Annotated in this window: 17 protein-coding genes and 4 tRNA genes; 6 read left to right on the forward strand and 15 right to left on the reverse strand. The window is 68.0% G+C overall.

Annotation, left to right across the window (positions count from 1 at the left end):
* From CSC70_RS11890 to CSC70_RS11945, 12 genes are all read right to left on the reverse strand, one after another.
* Positions 1-120: GTP-binding protein (locus CSC70_RS11890; RefSeq protein WP_049419246.1), on the reverse strand; the 120-nt coding region annotated here is incomplete at its 3' end.
* Between the two features lie 48 nt (positions 121-168).
* Positions 169-244 (reverse strand) — tRNA-Thr (locus CSC70_RS11895).
* Between the two features lie 32 nt (positions 245-276).
* Positions 277-350, reverse strand: a tRNA-Gly gene (locus CSC70_RS11900).
* A gap of 73 nt (positions 351-423) precedes the next feature.
* Positions 424-509, reverse strand: a tRNA-Tyr gene (locus tag CSC70_RS11905).
* A 97-nt stretch (positions 510-606) separates the two neighbouring features.
* Positions 607-1,698: a redox-regulated ATPase YchF gene (ychF, locus tag CSC70_RS11910; protein ID WP_162456867.1), complete on the reverse strand. Its 1,092-nt coding sequence runs from the start codon at positions 1,696-1,698 to the stop codon at positions 607-609.
* A gap of 82 nt (positions 1,699-1,780) precedes the next feature.
* Complete coding sequence (gene pth / locus CSC70_RS11915) at positions 1,781-2,359, reverse strand: aminoacyl-tRNA hydrolase (protein ID WP_162457056.1); 579 nt, start codon at positions 2,357-2,359, stop codon at positions 1,781-1,783.
* A gap of 51 nt (positions 2,360-2,410) precedes the next feature.
* The gene (locus CSC70_RS11920; protein ID WP_162456868.1) at positions 2,411-3,058 is read right to left on the reverse strand and encodes a 50S ribosomal protein L25/general stress protein Ctc; all 648 of its coding nucleotides are present in this window, start codon (positions 3,056-3,058) and stop codon (positions 2,411-2,413) included.
* 143 nt (positions 3,059-3,201) lie between these two features.
* On the reverse strand, positions 3,202-4,164 hold the full coding sequence (locus tag CSC70_RS11925) for a ribose-phosphate diphosphokinase (protein WP_162456869.1): 963 nt from the start codon (positions 4,162-4,164) through the stop codon (positions 3,202-3,204).
* A 76-nt stretch (positions 4,165-4,240) separates the two neighbouring features.
* Positions 4,241-4,317, reverse strand: a tRNA-Gln gene (locus CSC70_RS11930).
* Between the two features lie 3 nt (positions 4,318-4,320).
* Positions 4,321-5,217 carry a 4-(cytidine 5'-diphospho)-2-C-methyl-D-erythritol kinase gene (gene ispE, locus CSC70_RS11935; protein WP_162456870.1) on the reverse strand — a complete coding sequence of 299 codons (897 nt, stop codon included), beginning with the start codon at positions 5,215-5,217 and terminating at the stop codon, positions 4,321-4,323.
* On the reverse strand, positions 5,204-5,866 hold the full coding sequence (gene lolB / locus CSC70_RS11940; protein ID WP_162456871.1) for a lipoprotein insertase outer membrane protein LolB: 663 nt from the start codon (positions 5,864-5,866) through the stop codon (positions 5,204-5,206). Before lolB ends, ispE begins: the two co-directional genes overlap by 14 nt.
* Positions 5,863-7,557 (reverse strand): tetratricopeptide repeat protein, encoded by a 1,695-nt coding sequence (locus CSC70_RS11945; RefSeq protein ID WP_162456872.1) that lies wholly within the window; start codon positions 7,555-7,557, stop codon positions 5,863-5,865. Before CSC70_RS11945 ends, lolB begins: the two co-directional genes overlap by 4 nt.
* A gap of 63 nt (positions 7,558-7,620) precedes the next feature.
* Here CSC70_RS11945 and hemA point away from each other — a divergent pair, with 63 nt between their 5' ends.
* The 4 genes from hemA (at position 7,621) to CSC70_RS11965 (ending at position 11,485) form a co-directional block, all read left to right on the forward strand.
* Positions 7,621-8,907 carry a glutamyl-tRNA reductase gene (hemA, locus tag CSC70_RS11950; protein WP_162456873.1) on the forward strand — a complete coding sequence of 429 codons (1,287 nt, stop codon included), beginning with the start codon at positions 7,621-7,623 and terminating at the stop codon, positions 8,905-8,907.
* Positions 8,879-9,964 carry a peptide chain release factor 1 gene (prfA, locus tag CSC70_RS11955; RefSeq protein WP_162456874.1) on the forward strand — a complete coding sequence of 362 codons (1,086 nt, stop codon included), beginning with the start codon at positions 8,879-8,881 and terminating at the stop codon, positions 9,962-9,964. Before hemA ends, prfA begins: the two co-directional genes overlap by 29 nt.
* 76 nt (positions 9,965-10,040) lie before the next feature.
* On the forward strand, positions 10,041-10,817 hold the full coding sequence (gene ppk2, locus CSC70_RS11960; RefSeq protein ID WP_162456875.1) for a polyphosphate kinase 2: 777 nt from the start codon (positions 10,041-10,043) through the stop codon (positions 10,815-10,817).
* A 71-nt stretch (positions 10,818-10,888) separates the two neighbouring features.
* The gene (locus CSC70_RS11965) at positions 10,889-11,485 is read left to right on the forward strand and encodes a hypothetical protein (RefSeq protein ID WP_162456866.1); all 597 of its coding nucleotides are present in this window, start codon (positions 10,889-10,891) and stop codon (positions 11,483-11,485) included.
* A gap of 17 nt (positions 11,486-11,502) precedes the next feature.
* Here the strand turns inward: CSC70_RS11965 and CSC70_RS11970 are convergent, their stop codons facing one another.
* The 3 genes from CSC70_RS11970 to CSC70_RS11980 are packed head-to-tail and all read right to left on the reverse strand — an operon-like array spanning position 11,503 to position 13,591.
* Complete coding sequence (locus CSC70_RS11970; protein ID WP_162456876.1) at positions 11,503-11,775, reverse strand: acylphosphatase; 273 nt, start codon at positions 11,773-11,775, stop codon at positions 11,503-11,505.
* Positions 11,772-12,317: a TlpA family protein disulfide reductase gene (locus CSC70_RS11975; protein ID WP_162456877.1), complete on the reverse strand. Its 546-nt coding sequence runs from the start codon at positions 12,315-12,317 to the stop codon at positions 11,772-11,774. Before CSC70_RS11975 ends, CSC70_RS11970 begins: the two co-directional genes overlap by 4 nt.
* A complete protein-coding gene (locus tag CSC70_RS11980) occupies positions 12,314-13,591 on the reverse strand; it encodes a YihY family inner membrane protein (RefSeq protein ID WP_162456878.1) in 1,278 nt (425 codons plus the stop codon). The genes CSC70_RS11975 and CSC70_RS11980 overlap by 4 nt, the downstream gene beginning before the upstream one ends.
* 79 nt (positions 13,592-13,670) lie before the next feature.
* Here CSC70_RS11980 and wrbA point away from each other — a divergent pair, with 79 nt between their 5' ends.
* Positions 13,671-14,270, forward strand: a complete 600-nt coding sequence (wrbA, locus tag CSC70_RS11985) for an NAD(P)H:quinone oxidoreductase (protein WP_162456879.1) — start codon at positions 13,671-13,673, stop codon at positions 14,268-14,270.
* A gap of 14 nt (positions 14,271-14,284) precedes the next feature.
* Complete coding sequence (locus CSC70_RS11990; RefSeq protein WP_162457057.1) at positions 14,285-14,611, forward strand: DUF2069 domain-containing protein; 327 nt, start codon at positions 14,285-14,287, stop codon at positions 14,609-14,611.
* The last annotated feature ends 17 nt before the right edge of the window (positions 14,612-14,628 follow it).

Genomic DNA, 14,628 nt, shown 5'->3' on the forward strand with positions numbered 1-14,628 from the left:
AAAGCGTTCCGCGCCAATCTTCGTCAGCGCCGCCGTCAGCGTCGTCTTGCCGTGGTCCACGTGACCAATCGTGCCCACGTTCACGTGGGGCTTGGTGCGCTCAAACTTACCCTTTGCCATGGCTGCTTATTCTCGAGGTGTAACGTTGGATGGGTTGGTGATCGAAACTGGTGCTCACGAATGGAATCGAACCATCGACCTCCTCCTTACCAAGGAGGTGCTCTACCGACTGAGCTACGTGAGCGGGTTTTGCTGGCGGTTCCGGCTGTCCAATGGTGGAGCGGGAGACGGGAATCGAACCCGCACCATCAGCTTGGAAGGCTGAGGTTCTACCATTGAACTACTCCCGCACCGGGAACCATCCTGTAACTTTGCTGCAACGAACCGCTTGCAGTACCACGTGTCCGGACCACAGGTCGCGAATGGTGGAGGGAGGTGGATTCGAACCACCGAAGGCGTAAGCCAGCAGATTTACAGTCTGCCCCCGTTGGCCGCTTGGGTATCCCTCCGAATGCCGCGTCCGGCGTCCGGCTCCGGCCCTGTTCAGGTCGGAGTGAAACAGCCGGAGATTTTCGCCCGGATTCCCGGCCCTGTCAACGCGCCGCCTCAGACATTGAAGCGGAAATGCAGCACGTCGCCCTCCTGGACCCGGTACTCCTTGCCTTCCAGCCGCAGGCGGCCGGCCTCGCGGGCCCCGGCCTCGCCCCGGTACTGGATGAAATCGGCGAACGCGATGGTTTCGGCGCGGATGAAACCCTTCTCGAAATCGGTGTGGATGACCGCCGCAGCCTGCGGCGCGGTGGAGCCAGCCTTGACCGTCCAGGCCCGGACCTCCTTGACCCCGGCGGTGAAGTAGGTCTGCAGGCCCAGCAGGGTGTAGGCGGCGCGGATCACCCGGTTCAGGCCCGGCTCGTCCAGGCCCAGGTCGGCCAGGAACACATCGCGATCCTCGTCGTCCAGCTGGGCCAGTTCCTCCTCGATGGCCGCCGACACCGGCACCACCTCAGCCCCTTCGGTCGCGGCGCGGGCGCGGACCGCTTCCAGGTGCGGGTTGTCGGCAAAGCCGTCCTCCAGCACGTTGGCCACGTACATGACCGGCTTCAGGGTCAGCAGGAACAGGTCGCGGACCAGCGCCTGCTCCTCCTCATCCAGCCCAATGCCGCGCGCCGGCTTGCCGTCGTTCAGCGCTGCGCGCAGCTTCTCCAGCACCGGTTTCCGCGCGATGGCGTCCTTGTCGCCGCCTTTGGCGGCACGTTCGGCGCGGTTCAGTGCTTTTTCGACGCTTTCCAAGTCGGCCAGGGCCAGTTCGGTGTCGATGGTTTCGATGTCGGCCACCGGATCGACCTTGCCGGACACATGGACGATGTCGCCGTGCTCGAAGCAGCGCACCACGTGGGCGATCGCGTCGACCTCGCGGATATGGGCCAGGAACTTGTTGCCCAGCCCCTCGCCGCTGGCCGCGCCGGCGACCAGGCCGGCGATATCGACGAACTCGACCGCGGTCGGCACCACCCGCTCCGGCTTGACGATCTCGGACAGCTGGTTCAGCCGCGGATCCGGCACCGGGACCACGCCGACGTTCGGCTCGATGGTGCAGAACGGGAAGTTGGCCGCGGCGATGCCCGCCTTGGTCAACGCGTTGAACAGGGTCGACTTGCCGACGTTGGGCAGACCGACGATGCCGCATTTGATACCCATGCTTTCCGGATCCGTTGCTCGGCGACCGCGTCGCCGGTGGTGAAACCAGTGGCCCGGGACCGCCGCCAGGCGGGCCCGCGCCTCATTTGGCCGTGTGCAGCCGCTTCATGGCCTCGTTGAAGTCGCCGGCCACCGCCAGCGGCAACACCTCGATGGCCTCGTCGACGGCCCGCCCGATCAGGATGTCGTCCCCGGCCGAGGGCCGGCCCAGCACCCACGGCGTGACCTTGTCCTTGTGCCCGGGATGGCCGATGCCGATCCGCAGCCGGTGGAACCGGCCGTGGCCCAGCAGCCGCATCGTGTCGCGCAGGCCGTTCTGGCCGCCATGGCCGCCGTCGAACTTCAGCCGCACCGTGCCTGGTGGCAGGTCCAGCTCGTCGTGCGCCAGCAACGCCTGTTCCGGCTCCAGCTTCCAGAACCGCAGCGCCGCCAGCACCGACTTGCCGCTGAGGTTCATGAAGGTGGCCGGCTTGAGCAGCCAGACCGGCTGCCCGCCGATCTCCACCCGCGTCGTCTCGCCGAACAGCTTGCCGTCCGCGCCGAAGCGCGCCCCGTGCTTTTCGGCCAGGGCATCGACAAAACGGAACCCGGCGTTGTGCCGGGTCCGTGCATGCTCGGCACCGGGATTGCCCAGTCCGACGATGAGACGCAAGCCCGACATGGCCGGCGCGGCCCCGGCCGTGCCCGCCGAGGCGGACACGGCAGCGGCGCCTTACTTCTCCTCGCCTTCCGCAGGCGCTTCTTCGTCCGTGGCCGCCTCGTCCTCGGCAGACGAACTGCCGCGGCTGGCCTTGGCGATGACCACGGCGACGTCGTGCTCCTTGCCCAGCTTCAGCTCGGGGATGACCACGCCTTCCGGCAGCTTCAGCTCGGACAGGTGGATCACCGCGCCGACCGCCAGCTCGGCCAGGTCGATGGTGATCGACTCGGGCAGATCCTTCGGCAGGCACTCGACCACGACTTCGTTGAGTTCGTGGGTGACCACCACCTCGGAGGACTTGCCGGCCGCCGACTTCTCTTCGTTGACGAAGTGCAGCGGCACCGCGGTGCGCAGGATCTCGTTCTCGCTCACCCGCTGGAAATCCAGGTGCATGATCTGCTGCTTGTACGGATGGCGCTGCATGTCGCGCAACAGGACCTTCTGCACGTCGCCGTTCAGGCTCAGGTCGAGAATCGACGAATAGAACCAGTCGTTCTGGCTGGCCAGCCAGACATCGTTATGGCTCAGCTGGATGCTGACCGGGGCCAGCTCGCCGCCATAGACGATGGCAGGCACATTGCCGGAGATACGCAGGCGGCGGCTCGCACCCTTCCCCTCGTCCTCTCGGCGTTGCACGTTGATGACATGTGTGTTGGACATTTCTCACTACTCGGTTGATGGACCGCCTTGCGGCGGCTGGGGCGACTCCCCCGCGACCAGGGAAGCCTCTTCAGGTCGACGACAGCCGGGCCGGGATGGGCGGAAACCCGCCGTCCACGAACCGCCTGCCGCCCACGTCTTTCTCAGTCCACGTACAGCGAACTGACCGATTCGCCGAAGGCGATCCGGCGAATCGTTTCGGCCAGCAGCTCGGCAACACTGAGCTGGCGGATGCGACCGCAGGCCTTGGCCGTTCCGGACAGCGGGATGGTGTCGGTCACCACCAGCTCGTCCAGCACGGACTTGTTCAGATTGTCCACCGCCGGGCCCGAGAGCACGGGGTGGGTACAGTACGCCGCCACCTTGTGGGCGCCGCGCTCCTTCAGTGCCGCAGCGGCCGCGCACAGGGTGCCGGCGGTATCGACGATGTCGTCGACCAGGACACAGTCCTTGCCTTCGACGTCGCCGATGATGTTCATCACCGTAGCCACGTTGGCGCGCGGGCGGCGCTTGTCGATGATGGCCAGGTCGGCATCGTCGAGCCGCTTGGCCACCGCGCGCGCGCGGACCACGCCGCCCACGTCGGGCGAGACCACGATCAGGTTTTCCGTGCCGTAGGCGCGCCAGATATCGGCCAGCAGCAGCGGTGACGCATACACATTGTCGACCGGGATGTCGAAGAAGCCCTGGATCTGGTCGGCATGCAGATCCACCGTCAACACCCGGTCGGCGCTGACGGCGCTGAACATCTTCGCCGCCACCTTGGCCGTGATCGGCACCCGCGACGAACGCGGGCGACGGTCCTGGCGGGCGTAGCCGAAGTACGGCACCACCGCGGTGACGCTGGCCGCCGATGCGCGCTTGAGCGCGTCGATCAGCACCAGCAACTCGATCAGGTGCTCCGCGCTCGGCGCGCAGGTCGGCTGCACCACGAACACTTCCTGCTTGCGAACATTCTCCTCGATCTCGACCTGCACTTCGCCGTCGGAGAACGTGGACACCAGCGCCTTGCCCTGGCGGATGCCCAGCTCGCGGCAGATGCTGGCCGCCAGCGGCCGGTTCGCATTACCGGAAAATACCAACAACGGACGATCCTCCGGCTGCATGTTCTTTCTCCGCTTCACTCTGACTTCAGCGGTGGATGAAACCGCGAGCCCGGGACCAACCCGATGCCCGCGAGTGTGGCTGGGGCGGCAGGATTCGAACCTGCGAATGCCGGGATCAAAACCCGGTGCCTTAGGCCACTTGGCGACGCCCCAACATCAGTGCTCCGCCAGCGCCGCCAGCAAAGGCGAACGCTGCACCCCCGCCGCGACCCGGCTGCGCAGTCCTTCCGGCAACTCCGCCAGCGCGGCCTCGGCCGAGGCGCGATCGGCGAATTCGACGAAACAACCGCTGCCGGTCCCGGTCAGGCGAGGCGAACCGAACCGCGACAACGCCGTGAACACCGCCTCGATGGCGGGCTCGCGGCGGCGCAGCACCGGCTCGAACGCATTGCCGAACAGATGACCCGAAGCGAAGTCGGCTATTTTCGCGGGCGCGGCATTGCGCGTCAAATCCGCAGCCGCGAACAGCTCGGCGGTGGGGACGTGGACGCCGGGGTCGACCAGCAGGTACCAGGCCGGCGGCAGCTCGATCGGGCTCAGTTTTTCGCCCACCCCCTCGGCCCAGGCACTGACCCCGCGAACGAAGACCGGCACGTCGGCGCCCAGCTGCAAGCCCAGCGCAGCCAGGGCATCGATCCCCAGCCCGGTGCCCCACAGCCGGTCCAGCGCCAGCAGCACGGTCGCCGCATCGGAGGAGCCGCCGCCGAATCCGCCACCCATCGGAATTCGCTTTTCGATGCCGATAACCGCACCTTTGCTGCAATTGGATACTTTTTGCAGAATTTTGGCCGCGCGGACGGTCAGATCGGAGGCTTCCGGAATCGCATTCTCGGGGAAAAACGGCTGATCGATGACCGAAAGACTCTGCCGGTAGATGCCGTCGTCGTCGTCCAGCACCCGCAGGTGCACGGTATCGCCCCAGTCCAGCAGCCGGAACACGGTCTGCAGCTCGTGGTAGCCATCGGCACGGCGCCCGGTGATCTGCAGGAACAGGTTCAGCTTGGCCGGCGCCGGCCAGGCGGTCCAAAAACCTTCCTCTTCAGGGGGATACATCGTCATTCGCCGCCTGTTCACGGACATCCGCCGCCAATTGCCAGTCATCCACGCGCAGCCGTACCCGCGCCTCGCCGCGAACCGCCTCCACACCCTTGGGCAACATGGGTCGGTCCACGGATGTTTCCGGCCACTGGTAGGCAATCGTCCAGCCGCCCTGGCTGAAACCGGCCATCCTGCCTTCGGCGTCGTAGGCCTCGGCGTCGGCAGGTTGGTGCGGATCGGCCAGTCCACGCAGCCAGTAACGCAGCGAGTCGACCGGGATCACCCAGCCCGTCGCCTCATGTAGCAGTTGCGCAGCATCGCCTCCCGTCCGCGGGCCGCCTTCCAGTCCGTCCAGCCGTGCGCCCGCCGGCCCGAGCTTCAATTGCCAGCTCTGTCGGGTCACCGGCGCGCTCAGCGAAACCTCTGTCTCCGGGCCGGTCTGCGCCCATTCGATCCTGCCGCTGCCGCCCTTGCCGGCGTTGCGGATGGCCACCCGCCCGGCCAGCGACCAGTCCGCCTGCGTCCACGGCGCGGCCTGACGCGCATCCTGCAGCCGCTGCGCCTCGGCGGCCGGCACCGCCGCCGGCGTCGCGCGCGGCGGCGTAGTGCCGCAGGCGGCCAGGCCCAGGATCAGCGCAGCCGCCGCGAATTCCCGAAGCCTCATGCGCCGGTCTTCTCCAGCGCACGCAGCAGCGAGCGGTTTTCCGGGTCCAGCTTGCGCGCCTCGTCGAAGAACCTGCGCGCCTCGTCCTGCTGGCCCAGCACCCACAGCACCTCGCCCAGATGCGCCGCCACTTCGGGATCCTTCATCAGCATCCACGCCCGTCGCAATTCGACCAGAGCCTCTTCGCTGCGACCCAGCCGGTACAGCACCCAGCCGTAGCTGTCGATGATGGCGGCGTTGTCCGGCTCGGCCACGCGGGCGCGGGCGATCAGCTCCAGCGCCTCCTGGTAGCGGGTGGTGCGGTCGGCCAGGGTATAGCCCAGCGCGTTCAGCGCCGCGGTGTCTTCAGGGTCGATGACCAGGATCTTGCGCAGATCGGCTTCGGCCCGATCGATCCGGTTGCGGCGCTCCCAGGCCAGTCCGCGCGCGTACAGCAGCGACGCATCGTCCGGGTAGGCGGACAGGCCGCGCGCCAGCGCATCCAGTTCGCCGCCATCGTCCTTGTCCTTCTGTCGCAGCTCGGCTTCCAGCAGATAGGCGCCGACGCGCGCTTCGTCGTCGAGCCCGGCGTCGCCCTGCAGTCGATGGACCTCGGCGAAGGCTTGGTCCTTGCGTTCCAGCGCGTACAGGCTGTTGGCCGCGCGCAGCTGCGCCTCGGCGAAGTGCTCGCCCTGCGGGATGCTGCGGTACCAGTCCAGCGCCTGCGCGTGGCGCTTCAGGGCCTCGGCGATGCGGCCCAGCAGCAGGCGGCGCTCGTCGTCGGGGTCGGAATCGGCGGCCCGTGCCTCGTCGTACAGCGCAGCCAATGCCGCATCATCCTTGGCCTTGCCCAGCAGCCAGGCACGGAAGCCGAAACTGCGCCCGTCCTGGGGGCCCATCGCCAGCACCCCGGCGGCGGCGACCGGATCGCCCAGGTTGTCGTATTCGTAGGCGACGCTGATCCGCTGTTCCGGGGTCAGGCCGGGGTCCTCCGCCAGTCCGGCCAGTACCGCCCGCGCCTGGTCGGCCTGGCCGGCATCGTTCAACTGGCTGGCATGCAGCAGGGCCACCCCGGGTTCGTCGGGGAAACGGTCGGCGGCCTCGCCGACGATCCGCCGGGTCAACTCCGGCTGGTCCAGCTTCTGCGCCAGGCCACCGGCCGCCAGCCAGGCCGGCAAGGCATCCGGGAGGGCCTGTTCGTCCAGCAGCCGTTGCAGCAGCCGCGCCGACAGCGCCGGATCGCGCCCGCCATCGCCAAGCACGGTCAGCGCGTACTGCCAGCCGGTTTCGTCATCGGCCTTCAGCAGCTCCAGCAGTCCCTCGTGTGCGGCCTGCTCCCGGCCTTCGCGCAGCGCCAGCACGACCCCGGCCGAGCGCATCGCCTCGGTCGCCGGCGCACGCTGGCGCCACAGGGCCAGCGCCTGCGCCGCGTTCGCGTCTTCGTTGGCAAGCAGGGAAATCCGGGTGGCGCGCTCGGCCAGGCCGGCATCGGTCCCGGCCTGCGCGGCCTGCAGGTACCAGCGCGAGGCGTCTTCCAGCTGGCCCGACTGCAGGGCGAATTCACCGGCCATCACCGCGGCCAGGGGGTCGGCCGGGGCCACCGCCGCCCCGCTCCCGGCCGGATCCGGGGGCACGCTGGCGCAGGCGGACAGCAGCAGCGCAACGCCCATCAAGCGGGCCACGGTGGGGAAAATGCGAACCATTGCGGGCATCGGGCCGAAGCGGACGTAAAATAGGGGTTTGTCGCCAGCAGCTTAGCGCAAGCGCCTGAACAGATGACCCTGTGGGTTCTCGGACTCAACCACCAGACCGCGCCGATCGACCTGCGCGAACGGGCGTCGTTCGACGCCGGTTCGCTGCCGGCCGCGCTGACCGACCTGCGCGGCTTGCCGCAGGTGAACGAGATCGCGCTGCTGTCGACCTGCAACCGCACCGAACTGTACGCCGTGGCCGAAACCGACCAGGTGCTGGCCGACTGGCTTGGCCGCCAGGCCGAGGGCCTCGACAGCTACCTGTACCGGCACCGCGACGACCAGGCCGTGCGCCACCTGTTCCGGGTCGCCACCGGACTGGATTCGCTGGTGCTGGGCGAGCCGCAGATCCTGGGCCAGGTGAAGGAAGCCTGGACCCTGGCGCGCCAACACGGCGCGCTGGGCAGCCGGCTCGACCGCCTGTTCCAGCAGAGCTTCGCGGTAGCCAAACGCGTGCGCACCGACACCCGGGTCGGCAGCAACCCGGTGTCGGTGGCCTCCACCGCGGTGCGGCTGGCGCAGAACGCCTTCGCCCGCCTGGCCGATTCCACCGTGCTGTTGGTCGGCGCCGGGGAAACCATCGAACTGGCCGCCCGCCATCTGAGTGAAGGCCGCGTGCGTCGGCTGCTGGTCGCCAACCGCACCCTGGCGCATGCGCAGGAACTGGCCAGCCGCCACGGCGGCTACGCCCTGCCTCTGGACGAACTGGAGCGCCACCTTGCCGAAGCCGACGTGGTGTTCTCGGCTACCGCCAGTCGCGAGCCGGTGATCCGCCACGACCAGGTCGCCGCCGCCCTGGCCGCGCGCCGGCACAAGCCGATGCTGCTGTTCGACCTGGCGGTGCCGCGCGATATCGACCCGCGGGTGGCCGAACTGCGCGACGCCTACCTGTACACGGTGGACGACCTGGAACGCGCGGTCGAAGACAACCGCAACCGCCGGCGCGAAGCGGCCGAGGCGGCCGAGGCGATCATCGACCTGCAGGTCGCGCGCTACATCGAGACCGTGCAGGCCAGCGGTCGCCAGGCCCCGCTGCTGCGCCTGCGCGCGCACGGCGACGCCGCCCGCGAAGACGTGCTGGCCAAGGCGCGCCAGCAACTGGCCAACGGCCGCGACCCGGCCGAGGTGATGGACTTCCTGGCCCATACCCTGACCAACCGCCTGCTGCATCCGCCGACCGCGGCGCTGCGCGAGGCCGCGCACAGCGGCGATGCCGAACTGGTGCGCGCCGCCGAACGCATGTTCCCCGCGCAAGCGCCCTATTCCCACCCCACGCCCGACGATGACGCCGACCCTGCGCCGAAAGCTTGAAGCGCTGGCCGAGCGCCGCGAAGAACTCGAACGCCTGCTCGCCGACCCCGACGTGGCGGCCGACAACGCGCGCTTCCGCGACTATTCGCGCGAATTCGCCCAACTCGAGCCGGTCGCCGTCGCCCTGGCCGGCGAAGCACGGGCGCGTGCCGACCTGACCGCCGCCGAAGCCATGCGCGGCGATCCCGAGCTGGCCGAACTGGCCGCCGAGGAGATCGCCGCCGCGCAGTCGCGGCTGGCCGAACTCGACGAGACGATGGCCCTGCTGCTGGTGCCGCGCGACGCCCGCGACGACGCCGACCTGTTCCTGGAAGTGCGCGCCGGCACCGGCGGCGACGAAGCGGCTATCTTCGCCGGCGACCTGTTCCGCATGTACGCGCGCTACGCCGAGCGCCAGGGCTGGAAGGTCGAGATCGAATCGGACAACCCCGGCGAGCATGGCGGCTACAAGGAGATCATCGCCCGCATCAGCGGCCGCGGCGCCTTCGCCCGGCTCAAGTTCGAATCCGGCACCCACCGTGTGCAGCGCGTGCCGGAAACCGAATCGCAGGGCCGCATCCACACCTCGGCGGCAACGGTGGCGATCATCGCCGACGACGAGGCGGTCGAGGATGTGCAGGTCAACCCGGCCGATCTGAAGGTCGACACCTTCCGTTCTTCCGGCGCCGGCGGCCAGCATGTCAACAAGACCGAGTCGGCGATCCGCATCACCCACCTGCCCACCGGCATCGTGGTCGAGAACCAGACCGAACGCAGCCAGCACGCCAACCGCGACAAGGCGATGAAGCGGCTGAAGGCGCAACTGCTGGAAGCCGAACGCAGCCGGCAACTGGCCGCGCAGGCCGAAAGCCGGCGCCTGCAGGTCGGCAGCGGCGACCGCAGCCAGCGCATCCGCACCTACAACTTCCCGCAGGGCCGGGTCACCGACCACCGTGTCGAAGGTCTGACCCTGTACGACCTGCCGAACATCCTCGATGGCGACCTCGACGAACTGGTCGATCGCCTGACCCGCGAGTATCAGGCCGACCAGCTGGCCTTGCTGACCCAGGCGGCATGAGGCGACAGCGGCGGTCGGCTCGCCCGCCCCGGCCGAATCGGGCATGCTTGCAAGCCACCTGCGAACGGAACCGCCGATGAGCAAACTCAAGCGCAAGCAGTACAACGCCCGGATGCAGTCGCTGCAGTTGGAACTGGGTTCCATGGCGCGCTGGGCCAGCCGTACCGGGGCACGCATCCTGGTGCTGGTGGAAGGACGCGACACCGCCGGCAAGGGCGGCACGGTCAAGGCGATCGCCGAGCACCTCAACCCCCGCCAGTGCCGCATCGTCGCCCTGCCCAAACCCAACGACCGCGAAGGCTCGCAGTGGTATTTCCAGCGTTACACCCCGCATCTGCCTGCCGCCGGCGAGATCGTGCTGTTCGACCGCAGCTGGTACAACCGCGCCGGCGTCGAGAAGGTCATGGGCTTCTGCAGCGACGCACAGCACCGCGCCTTCCTGAAACAGGCGCCGGTATTCGAGAAACTGCTGACCGACGACGGCATCCTGCTGTTCAAGTACTGGCTGTGCGTGGACCAGGCCAAACAGGAGGAACGCTTCGCCGAACGGCTGGAAGACCCGCTGAAAGGCTGGAAGCTGTCGCCGATCGACCTGGAAGCGCGCAAGAAGTACGACGACTACACCCGTGCGCGCGAGGCCATGCTGAAGGCCACCCACAGCCGGCATGCGCCGTGGACGCTGGTGGATTTCAACGACCAGAAGCTCGGCCGCCTGACCCTGATCGGCGACCTGCTGCACCGCCTGCCCGATGTGCACATCGACGAAGAAAAGCCCGAATACCCGCCATTGAAGGGCCGGCTGCGAAAGGAACGCTACGGGGAGCTGAAGCCGATCAAGGCCTCTGTCCCGTAAACCGCACGTTCAATCCGAATTCAGTCGTCGCTGCCAGAATCCGGGCTGTCATCCGCCACGGAAGTCGCGCCATGTCCTCTCGACTCATCGCTCCCGCCCTGCTGACCGTCACCCTGGCGCTGGCCGGCGTCGCCACCCCCGTCGTCGCACAGACCGTGGGCTACAACTTCCGTACCGGCGATGCCTGGGTCGACCTGCGCTTGGGCGAGATCAACGACTACGGTTCGCACCATCGCGATTCGTTCGTCGACGAGATGTATCGCCATTACGATGCGCCACGCTCGCTGGTCAACGAACTGTTCGGGCGCCACTGGTCGGCTGGCGACATCTACTATGCTTGCGCCATCGCCTCGCTGCTGCATCTGCCCTGCCTCGACGTGGTCCACGAATACGAACGCAATCCCGGCCAGGGCTGGGGCGCGCTCGCCAAGCGCATGGGCATCAAGCCGGGGTCGGCCGAATTCCACGCGCTGAAGAACGGTTTCGTGCGCAGCTACGACCAGTGGGGTCATCCGGTGGCACTGGACGATCATGGCCGCATCGACTGGTCCAAGCCGGCGCACGGCAAGGACAACCATTCCAGCCACTCCGGTCATTCCGCCGGCGCCTCCGGCAAGACCCCGCCCGGGCAGCAGAAGAAGCAGGACAAGGGCAAGGGGAAACCCTGAGTCCGGCTTCCCGCCGGTCAGATGGTGACGAACCCGTCTTCGACCGTTTCCGCCTGCGCATTGCTGCGCCCGACCGACTCGACCTGCGCCGCCGTCGGCCCGATCCACAGCCAGCGTTCCAGCGCATCGATGGCGGCAGCATCGCCGATGGCCAGCACTTCCACGCTGCCGTCGGCCAGGTTCTTCGCGTACCCGCGCAGGCCCAGGCGCAGCGCCTGCTTGCGGGTGGAAACGCGGTAGTACACACCCTGCACACGGCCGACGACGATGAAGCGTGCGGCGAGCCTCACGCCGACGGTTGCCCACCGGCGGCGACCGCGTCCTCGATTTCCCTGGCCGTGACCGGGCCGAGGAACTTCTTCGCCACCCTGCCATCGGGAGCGATCAGATAGGTCATCGGCAGGCCACGCGGGGTGGCAAAATCCGCCGGCGGCGCGAAGGTGTCGATGATCGCGACTGGATAGGCAACCGGACGCCCCTGCAGGAAAGCCTGCATGTCGGCAGCTTCGATTTCCTCGTAGGCCAGCCCGACCACCTCGATGTCGTCGCGACGCTCGTGCAATTCGGACAACTCGGGCATTTCCTTCAGGCACGGCGAACACCAGGTCGCCCAGAAGTTCACCACCACCCAGCGACCGCGATGGTCCGCCAGCACGTAGCGCGCGCCATCGACGGTAGCCAGATCAAGCGCGGGGATCTCGGCGGTGACGTCGCTGGCGGCAACCTGCCGGGGTTGCGAATCCGCGGGGGGTTCGGCGGTGGCCGTCGAAGGCGTTTCGCTGCAGGCCGAAACGGCCAGCAACAGCCCGCAAGCCAACAAGTGCAGTCTCATGCGGATTCCTCGCGTACATGGGTGTAGATATCGCCGACGCGCTGCTTCAGCAGGTCGCGCAAGGGCATGCGCAGCCGGTCCAGCGCCTGCAGCGCGTCCTGGCCAAGGGCATCGTCGCGCTGCGGCAGCACCGCTTCGGCGATCGGCAGACGCAGCTGGCAAGCTTCGTACAGTTCGGCTAGGGTCACGTCGTCCAGGTCGCGCGCCAGCAGCCATTCCTCTCCTTCGGTACTGCGGACCAGCTGGATCGACGACAGCTGGCCGAGGAACTGCTCGATCAGCGAATCGGTCAACATCGGTTCCAGTTCCAGGATCTCGTCGCTGTGCAGGCCGCGCCCGTGCACACGCGCCTGCTCGAACCTGCCCAGCATGCGCAACAGGCCGTAGACCTCGTAGCCGACCGGAAGCCGCATCGACAGCGGCTGGTAACGGAACGCCGAAATCGCCGAGGCGAACGACGCTCCCAGCAGGATCGTCACCCAGCACAGGTAGGTCCACAGCAGGAAGATCGGCGCGATGGCAAGCGCGCCATAGACCTTCTGGTAGGCGTTGAAACTGCCCAGATACGCACCCAGCCCCCACTTGATCAGTTCCAGCAGAATGGTCGCCAGCAGCGCGCCAGCGGTGGCGTAGCGCCATTTGACGTGCTGGTGCGGCACCACCCGGTAGATCGCGGTGATGGCGACGAACTGGATCAGCACCGGCGTCATGCCCAGCATGATCCGCTGCAGGGTCTTGCCTTCCTCGGTCGAGAACAGCGGCAGCGCGAACAGCTGCACCGACATCGCGAACGAAGCGGCCGCCAGCAACGAGCCCAGCGTCAGCACCGTCCAGTACACCAGGAAGCGGGAAATCTGCGGACGCGCGCCAACCACCCGCCAGATGCGGTTGAAGGCGCCCTCGACGCTGTTCAGCGTGATCAGCAGCGACACGATCAGGCCGACCGCACCGGCCACGGTCAGTTTGCCGATGTTGTCGGACAACCCGATCAGCGTGTTCATCACCGCACTGGCCGCGCCGGGCACGAAGTGGGAGAACACGTATTCGATCAGCTGGTCGCGCCACTGGTCGAACACAGGAAACGCCGACAGCACGCCCAGCACCACCATCGCCAGCGGCACCAGCGCGAACACCGTGGTGTAGGCCAGCGCGGCGGCCGCCTGGAACAGCCGGTCGTCGAGGAAGCGCCGGGCCAAGAAGCGGGCGAAGGTGCCGATGCGTTCGCGGTCGCGCAGGCGTTCGCTCCAGCGGTTGAGGGTGTCCAGCGGCTCCATCCGGCGAAGGGTAACCGATGCACGCAGTCGGCGATATCGACCATACTTGTGCCCTCTGGCGAAGATCGGGACAACGGACTTGGGCGATATCCTGGTGCTTTACTACAGCCGCGGCGGTTCGGTCGCGCGCTTGGCGCGGCAGATCGCGCGCGGCGTGGAGGAAGTGCCGGGCATGCAGGCGCGGCTGCGCAGCGTGCCACCGGTTGCCACGGTCACCGCCCGCGCCGCGCCACCGGTACCCGAAGATGGCGCGCCCTACGTGGAGCCGCAGGACCTGGCCGAATGCAGCGGCCTGCTGCTGGGCAGCCCGACCCGCTTCGGCAACATGGCCGCACCGCTGAAACATTTCATCGACGGCCTCGGCGCCGAGTGGGCCAGCGGCACCCTGGCCGGCAAGCCGGCGGCGGTGTTTACCTCCACCGCCACCCAGCACGGCGGACAGGAATCGACCCTGCTGAGCATGCAGATTCCGCTGCTGCACCACGGCTGTCTGATCGTCGGCATTCCCTTCACCGAACCGCAGCTCAACACCACCCGCAGCGGCGGCACGCCGTATGGCGCCAGCCACGTCGCCGGCGCCGACGACGAACCGGAACCCAGCGACGAGGAAGCCGCACTGGCGCGCGCGCTGGGCAAGCGCGTGGCCGAGATCGCCCAACGCCTGACAACCGCATCGTGAAGTTCGCACGGATCATGCTGATCGTGGCGCTGGCGGCGCTGGCGCTGCTGTACGCCTTCTGGTTCCGCGACGACAAGTACCGGCTGGCGGCGATGCTGGTGTTCGCGCTGCCGACGCTGCTGTGCCTGACCGGCGTGATGCTGGGGAGCGCGCGGGCAGCGTTCTGGGCCGGAGTGCTGGCGCTGTTCTGGTTCAGCCACGGGGTGATGGTGGCGTGGTCGCGGCCGGCCGAAGCGGCACAGGCCTGGGCCGAGATCGCGCTGTCGCTGGCCGTGATCACGGCCTCGAGCTGGCCTGGGCTGCGAGCGCGGTTCGGCCGCAGGCGACCGCCGGCGCCATAGCGCGGAGTAGAATCCGC

It is taken from the genome of Pseudoxanthomonas kalamensis DSM 18571, from assembly GCF_010211745.1.
GTDB classification, from domain to species: Bacteria; Pseudomonadota; Gammaproteobacteria; order Xanthomonadales; family Xanthomonadaceae; genus Pseudoxanthomonas_A; species Pseudoxanthomonas_A kalamensis.

What these genes read in the sequence shown, in the direction of transcription:
- ychF (WP_162456867.1), bottom strand. Translation starts at nt 1,698, where the DNA reads ATGGGTATCAAATGCGGCATCGTCGGTCTGCCCAACGTCGGCAAGTCG.
- pth (WP_162457056.1), bottom strand. Translation starts at nt 2,359, where the DNA reads ATGTCGGGCTTGCGTCTCATCGTCGGACTGGGCAATCCCGGTGCCGAG.
- CSC70_RS11920 (WP_162456868.1), bottom strand. Translation starts at nt 3,058, where the DNA reads ATGTCCAACACACATGTCATCAACGTGCAACGCCGAGAGGACGAGGGG.
- CSC70_RS11925 (WP_162456869.1), bottom strand. Translation starts at nt 4,164, where the DNA reads ATGCAGCCGGAGGATCGTCCGTTGTTGGTATTTTCCGGTAATGCGAAC.
- ispE (WP_162456870.1), bottom strand. Translation starts at nt 5,217, where the DNA reads ATGTATCCCCCTGAAGAGGAAGGTTTTTGGACCGCCTGGCCGGCGCCG.
- lolB (WP_162456871.1), bottom strand. Translation starts at nt 5,866, where the DNA reads ATGAGGCTTCGGGAATTCGCGGCGGCTGCGCTGATCCTGGGCCTGGCC.
- CSC70_RS11945 (WP_162456872.1), bottom strand. Translation starts at nt 7,557, where the DNA reads ATGCCCGCAATGGTTCGCATTTTCCCCACCGTGGCCCGCTTGATGGGC.
- hemA (WP_162456873.1), top strand. Translation starts at nt 7,621, where the DNA reads ATGACCCTGTGGGTTCTCGGACTCAACCACCAGACCGCGCCGATCGAC.
- prfA (WP_162456874.1), top strand. Translation starts at nt 8,879, where the DNA reads ATGACGCCGACCCTGCGCCGAAAGCTTGAAGCGCTGGCCGAGCGCCGC.
- ppk2 (WP_162456875.1), top strand. Translation starts at nt 10,041, where the DNA reads ATGAGCAAACTCAAGCGCAAGCAGTACAACGCCCGGATGCAGTCGCTG.
- CSC70_RS11965 (WP_162456866.1), top strand. Translation starts at nt 10,889, where the DNA reads ATGTCCTCTCGACTCATCGCTCCCGCCCTGCTGACCGTCACCCTGGCG.
- CSC70_RS11975 (WP_162456877.1), bottom strand. Translation starts at nt 12,317, where the DNA reads ATGAGACTGCACTTGTTGGCTTGCGGGCTGTTGCTGGCCGTTTCGGCC.
- CSC70_RS11980 (WP_162456878.1), bottom strand. Translation starts at nt 13,591, where the DNA reads ATGGAGCCGCTGGACACCCTCAACCGCTGGAGCGAACGCCTGCGCGAC.
- CSC70_RS11990 (WP_162457057.1), top strand. Translation starts at nt 14,285, where the DNA reads ATGCTGATCGTGGCGCTGGCGGCGCTGGCGCTGCTGTACGCCTTCTGG.